This is a genomic window from Streptomyces viridosporus, assembly GCF_002078235.1.
Classification (GTDB): domain Bacteria; phylum Actinomycetota; class Actinomycetes; order Streptomycetales; family Streptomycetaceae; genus Streptomyces; species Streptomyces viridosporus.
Genome location: NZ_MSGP01000754.1, coordinates 1 through 6178, shown reverse-complemented (window position 1 = coordinate 6178; position 6178 = coordinate 1). Strand labels below are relative to the sequence as shown.

Genomic DNA, 6178 nt, shown 5'->3' with positions numbered 1-6178 from the left:
AGATGTGTATAAGGGACGGGGACCGGGGTGGGGTGGGGATGCACAGTTTTCGCCCAGCCGTTGCCCACGGCTACTCACGCGCGTGACAATTTCCGGCTTTGTTGAAACCGGCGCCCTGTCATTTCGTGAGTGCGGAATGCGGCGTACCGGGCGTTTCGGTGTCTTCTTCCTCCTTGCGGCCGCGCGCCAACAGGACTCCTCCGGCCACCGCGAGGAGTCCCCCCGCCACGGCCGCACCGACCGGCAACGTCTCGCCCAGCAGGCGCAGTCGGCCGCTGTCGCGCTCGGCCTGGCGGACGGCCTCCTTCTGGGTCCGTTCGGTGAACACGATCTTCTCGGCGTCCAGCAGGACGGCCGCGTCCTCGTCCGCGCCCGGCGCCCGCAGGGTCTGCTTCGGGCCGGTCCGCGCGCGCAGCACCCGGCCCGTGCGCTGGTCCACGATCAGCTCGATGCCGTGGTTGGCGTACCACTCCTCGGCCAGCACCTGCGGACGGTCCGGCAGGTCGACGATGCTGCCCGGCACCAGCCGGGTGCCGGACTTCGTCGGCGGCACCGAGGCGGTGAACCGGTACCCCGTGTGGCCCTGGACCTTCGCGGTGCCCCGGTAGCGCAGGACGACCGTGTCGCCGAGGGTGTTGTCCCACCACTGGTAGGAGCGTTTCTGCACGTCGAAGGGGAACTTCAGATACGCCTCGCCCTCGATGCGGGAGGTCTCCTCGCAGCAGTGCCCGGGCTTGGTGGTCCTCCGGTCCAGCACCCAGCGGTGCGGGGTGAAGGCCAGCGCGTCGTGCGGGTCGGCGGCCGGCAGGGACTTGTTCGTGTCGACCGTGGTGATCACGTCCCACACGGCGTTCCCGCTGCGCTCGCTGTCCGCGACGTCACCGCGCACCCGCTGGGTGATGGTGATCTTCTGGTCGGGCACCGTCTCGACCCGGTCGGTGTCGAAAACGCTGCCCCGGCCGGTGTAGACGGCGGTGGTGTCGATGTCGATCGGGTTCACCGCGGCGCGTGGGTGCACGTACCACGCCAGCAGCGGTGCCAGCACCAGCAGGAAGGTGCCGAGACCCAGCAGGACCAGGGAAAACGGGGAAGTTCTACGGCGCATCCGGGCGCTCCAGGGGCTCGGGACGGCTCGGCGCGGAAAGGCCGGGACCGCGGAGGAATGTGCGCGGGGCGTATGGGCGGGGAACCGTAGGCCCCCTCTTGACGGGGTGTCAACGGCATGCCGACACTGGGACACGACGGGCAGGGGTGGTCGGTCACGGTGCGGGGGTGGGGAACCTCCCGACAGAGAGGCTGACCCTGCGATGTCCAGATTGCTCGCCGCCGCACTGACGGTCGCGCTCGCCGCGGCCCTCGCCGTCAGCGCCGCACTCGGTGTGGTCGCCCTGCTCGAGGCCGGGCCCGACCAGCCGAACACTCCCATGATCACTTATGAACAGGCCGGGAGCGCCGGGCCGTGACCGCCTCCAGGACCGCCACGGCCCGCTCCGCGTGGCGGGACGTACCGCGCCACCAGGTGCTCCGGTTCGCCGAGATCGCCATGGCCGAGGCGCCCGCGCTCGCCGAGCACATCATGAGCGAGATCCGGCGCGAGTACCCCCACCTGCCCGTCTTCTTCGACGACTCCGGCGCCCCCAAGGGCCTCGTCGGCGTCCGCCGCGCCATCGAGGTCTTCGTCCAGCACCTGGCGCACGCGGACTACCCGCAGGGGCGGCCGACCGTACCGCCCGGCGTCTTCCAGGAGTTCGGCCGCGGCGAGGGCCTGCACGGACGGTCGCTGGACTCCCTCCAGGCGATCTACCGCCTGGGCGTCCGCCTGGCCTGGCGCTGCTTCGCCGACATCGGCCAGCGCGTCGACATCCCCCCGCCCGCCATGTACGAACTGGTCGACGCGGGCTACGAGTACCTCGACGGCCTGGTCGACCAGTCCGTGCGCGGGTACGCCGAGGCCGCCGCCCGCCAGGCGGGGGAGCTGCTGCGGCTGCAACGCCGGCTGATGGAGCTGCTGTTCACCGAACAGCACCGGGGCGATCCCGCCGAAGCGCTGGCCGAGCGCGCCGCGCGGATCGGCTGGCCGCTGCCCGAGAAGGTCGCCGTCGGCGTGCTGCTGCGCCCGGCGCGGGAGGCGGTGGCGCCCGCGGTGGGGCAGGGCGTGCTGCTCGACATGGAGTACGAGCAGCCCCGCATGGTCATCCCCGAGCCGGCCGCGGCCGGCCGCTCCGAACTGCTGCACCGCGCGCTGGCCGGCTGGTCCGGGGCGATCGGGCCGCCGGTGGCGCTCGCCGACGCGGCGAAGTCGCTGCGCTGGGCGGAGGCCGCGCTGGGCCTGATGGGACGGAAGCTGCTGCCGGCCGGCGAGGTGCTGTACTGCACCGAGCACACCGAGGCGCTGGTGCTGCTCCAGCCGGAGGAGCTGGTCGACGACCTCGCGCTGCGCTGCCTGGCCCCGCTGGCGCACTGCGGTCCCACGCACGGGCGACGGCTCGCGGAAACGCTGCTGGCGTGGCTGGAGACCCGGGGCGGAGCGCCGGAGGTGGCGGCGCGGCTCGGGGTCCACCCCCAGACCGTCCGCTACCGGTTGCGGCAGATCCGCGAGTTGTGGGGCGACGAGATCGACCACCCGGACCGCCGCTTCGAACTGGAACTGGTCCTCAGGGCCCAGCGGCTCCGCGGTGCGCTGGGGGACCCCCGCCCGCGGTGACCGACGGGCGGCCCGACCATCGGGGCCCGATCACCGCGGCACGACCGCCGCGGGCCGCCGCGGATCACCGCAGTACGCCCGCCGCGGATCACCGCGGCGCGACCACCGTGCCCCGGTCACCGCCCGCGCGGGTCCGGCCCGGGACCGCGCCATTGCCCGGGTCGGTCCGGGTGGCTAGCCTGTGTGTTCGTCATGCCGATCGCCTGTTGAAATCTCGAACGCAGGCGCCTGAGACACATAGGGAGGGGGCCGGTCGTGGGACGCCTCGTACCAGCCGTGACCCGGGCTCTCGACATCCTCGAGCTCTTCCTCGACGGGGACGGGACGCTCTCCGCCCCGGACATCGTGCGCAGGCTCCAGCTGCCGCGCACCACCGTCCACGAGCTGGTGACCACGCTCGCCGCCCGGAAGTACATCGTCCCGGTGGCCGGCCAGCCCGGACGCTACCGGCTGGGCGTACGCCCGTACCAGCTCGGCGCCCGCTACGCCGAACACCTCGACCTGGCCGCCGAGGGCCAGCAGGTCGCCCGGTCCGTCGCCGAGACCTGCGACGAGACGGTGCACGTGGCGATCCTGGAGGACACGGACGTCATCTACATCGCCAAGGTGGACTCCACGCACGCGGTGCGGATGGTGTCGGCGGCCGGCCGCAGGCTGCCCGCCCACTGCACCTCCGTCGGCAAGATGCTGCTGGCCTCCCTCCCCGAGCAGGAGCTCGCCGCGCGCCTCCCCGACGACGCCGAACTGGTCGCGATGACCCCCAACAGCATCACCGAACCGGCCGCCCTGCGCGAGGCCCTGGCGGAGATCCGGGCGCGGGGCGTGGCCGTGGAGAGCCGCGAGTCCAACCCGGACGTCTCCTGCGTCGCCGCGCCGGTGCGCGACCGCACGGGACAGGTGGTGGCCGCGCTGTCCATCTCCGTGCCGATGATCCGCTGGAGCGACGAGCGCCTGGGCGAGCTGGAGCAACTGGCCGTCAAGGGCGCCGCCGACCTGTCCGAGCGCCTGGGCCACCGGAGCGCGGCATGACGCGCCGCACCGCGTACGAGGTGGCCGTCCGCGCGGAGGCCACCCTGGGCGAGGGCCCCACCTGGGACCCGGCCGCCGGCCGCCTCCTGTGGGTCGACATCCTCGCCTCCCGCGTCCACACCTACGACCCGGCCACCGGCCGGCGCACGCTGCGCCGCACCGACCAGCACGTGGGCGCCGTCAAGCCCCGCGCGGGCGGCGGCCTGGTCCTCAACCTGCGCGACGGCGTCGGCCTGCTCGACCCCGACGACACCTTCCGCTGGCTGCACCGGGACGCCGTCCCCGGCCGCCGCGGCAACGACGCCGCCGTCGCCCCCGACGGCACGCTGTGGGCCGGCACCATGCGCTACGACGAGGCCACCGGCGGCGGCACCCTCTCCCGGATCACCGGGGACGGCACGGCCCGCACCGTCCTCGACGACGTGACGGTGAGCAACGGCACCGGCTGGAGCCCCGACGGCCGCCTGATGTACTACGTCGACACCCCCACCCGCCGCATCGACGTCCTCGACCACGACCCCGCCACCGGCCGCGTCACGGGCCGCCGCCCCCTGGCCGAGGTCGAGGAGGGCGCCGGCTTCCCCGACGGCCTCACCGTCGACGCCGACGGCTGCGTCTGGGTCGCCCTGTGGGACGGCGCCGCGGTACGCCGCTACACCCCGGCCGGCGACCTGGACCGGGTGATCCCGCTCCCGGTCCCCCGCGTCACGGCCTGCGCCTTCGGCGGCGCCGGCCTGACCGACCTGTACGTCACCACGGCCCGGGTGGGCCTGCCCGCCCCGCACCCCCTGGCGGGCTCGCTCCTGGTGATCCCCGACGCGGGCCGGGGCCTGGCGCCACCGGCGTTCGAGGGCTGAGCCGGGGGCCCGCCCCCGGCTCCGGCGCCCCGCTCAGAGGCCGGTGCGGTCGATGTCCCGCAGGATCCTCCGTTCGCCGGGAGTCAGCGGGGGCGCCGTCAACGGCGGCAGCGGAGAGCCGGTGAGGGCGGCCAGGACCGCCGCCGGGCGGAACATGCGGGTCGGGGGCGTGCGCATGCTGGTGACGTCCCAGAGCGCGGAGGCCGCCGCGGGGGAGCCGGTGGCCGCCCGCGTCATGCGCCGCGAGTACGCCGTGGCGACGCGGTCGGCGACCCCCGGCCGGCCGCCGCGCACCTCCGGGTAGAACAGGTCCTGGCCGACGGCCATGGACCACGCGGCGTCCACCGATCGCGCCGCCCCGCGCAGCACCCGCCGGGCGAGACCGGGCGAGGCCAGGCCGGAGCGGCTCACCTCCCGGTCGAGCACCCGCGCGCCGAACGCGGCCACCGACATGCCCTGCCCGTACACCGGGTTGAACGTGCCCAGCGCGTCCCCGAGGACGACGAAGCCCTCGGGCCACCGCGCGGACTTCTCCAGGTACCGCCGCACATTGCTGGTGGACCGGCTCAGGTGGATGTCGGTGAGCGGTTCGGCCCCGGAGATCAGCCGTCCCACGATGGGGTCCGGCAGCGCGAGCGTGTACCGCAGGAAGCCCTCCGGGTCCGCCGGCGGTTCACCGCCCCGGGTCCCGCCGAGGCTCACCATCCAGCGGCCGCCCTCGATCGGCAGCATCATCCCGCTGCGCCCCGGTCCGGACCCGTACGGGTCGGGCTGCACGACCGTCAGCGGGAACCGCTCCGCCCCCTCGGGCATCCGGTAGACGCGCGTCGCGTTCACCAGCCCGGAGTCCACGGTCCGCTCCTCGACGCCGGTCAGCCCGAGCCCGGCCAGCCAGGTGACGACCCGGGTGCCGCGCCCGCTCGCGTCGACGACGAAGTCCGCCTCGAGCTCCGTGTCCTCTCCGGGGGCGGCGACGCGCACCCCCCGCACCCGCGCCGGGGAGCCCGTCAGCCCCACCACGGCGGCTTTGCGGACCTCGACCGGGCAGTGCTCCAGCACCGCGGCCCGCACCTCCCAGTCCAGCAGGGCCCGGCTGCAGGTGAGCATGGCCGGGCCTTCGCGGCGCCACCGTCTGAGCCAGCCCTCGGGGGTGCGGGCCAGCATGCCCGAACTGAGGGACACCTCGTGGGCCCCGGCGGCGAGCAGCCGTTTGCGCAGACCCGCGCCCGGCACGAGGTCCTCCATGGCGGCCATCCCCCCGGCCATGAGCAGGTGCGCGTGGCGCCCCTGCGGCAGCCCCCTGCGGTGCTCGGGGCCCTCGGGCAGGTCGTCGCGGTCCAGCACGACCACCTCGTCCGCTCCCGCGGTGGACAGGACGGCCGCGGCCAGCATGCCGGCCAGGCCGGCACCGATGACGACAGCTCTACGCGACATGGGGCTCCTCGGGTTCGGTCGTGGGTCCGGCCGCGGCCGGCGGCGCCGTAGCGGGCTGTCGGTGCAGCGCCTGGGCCAGCTCCACCAGCCCGCCGGTGCCGGACACTTCGGTGGCGTGCAGACGGTAGGTGCCTGCGGTCTCGGGGGGTTCCTC

6 protein-coding genes are annotated in these 6178 nt (G+C 74.6%); 4 read left to right on the top strand and 2 right to left on the bottom strand.

Annotated features, from left to right (window positions below; translation table 11 throughout):
- Window positions 1-118 precede the first annotated feature (118 nt).
- Window positions 119-1105 carry a cell envelope lipid trafficking protein PgfA gene (pgfA, locus tag B7L92_RS37150; protein ID WP_081241538.1) on the bottom strand — a complete coding sequence of 329 codons (987 nt, stop codon included), beginning with the start codon at window positions 1103-1105 and terminating at the stop codon, window positions 119-121.
- A gap of 202 nt (window positions 1106-1307) precedes the next feature.
- On the opposite strand from pgfA, the gene B7L92_RS41280 reads away from it, so the two are divergent.
- The 4 genes from B7L92_RS41280 to B7L92_RS37135 all read left to right on the top strand — a co-directional run bounded on the left by B7L92_RS41280 (window position 1308) and on the right by B7L92_RS37135 (window position 4590).
- The gene (locus tag B7L92_RS41280) at window positions 1308-1463 is read left to right on the top strand and encodes a hypothetical protein (RefSeq protein ID WP_016826406.1); all 156 of its coding nucleotides are present in this window, start codon (window positions 1308-1310) and stop codon (window positions 1461-1463) included.
- Window positions 1460-2704: a PucR-like N-terminal domain-containing protein gene (locus B7L92_RS37145; protein WP_081241537.1), complete on the top strand. Its 1245-nt coding sequence runs from the start codon at window positions 1460-1462 to the stop codon at window positions 2702-2704. The genes B7L92_RS41280 and B7L92_RS37145 overlap by 4 nt, the downstream gene beginning before the upstream one ends.
- 255 nt (window positions 2705-2959) lie before the next feature.
- On the top strand, window positions 2960-3733 hold the full coding sequence (locus tag B7L92_RS37140) for an IclR family transcriptional regulator (RefSeq protein ID WP_081241536.1): 774 nt from the start codon (window positions 2960-2962) through the stop codon (window positions 3731-3733).
- The gene (locus tag B7L92_RS37135; RefSeq protein WP_081241535.1) at window positions 3730-4590 is read left to right on the top strand and encodes an SMP-30/gluconolactonase/LRE family protein; all 861 of its coding nucleotides are present in this window, start codon (window positions 3730-3732) and stop codon (window positions 4588-4590) included. The genes B7L92_RS37140 and B7L92_RS37135 overlap by 4 nt, the downstream gene beginning before the upstream one ends.
- 33 nt (window positions 4591-4623) lie before the next feature.
- Here B7L92_RS37135 and B7L92_RS37130 read toward each other — a convergent pair whose 3' ends face one another.
- Window positions 4624-6024, bottom strand: a complete 1401-nt coding sequence (locus B7L92_RS37130; RefSeq protein WP_107501734.1) for an NAD(P)/FAD-dependent oxidoreductase — start codon at window positions 6022-6024, stop codon at window positions 4624-4626.
- Window positions 6025-6178 lie beyond the last annotated feature (154 nt).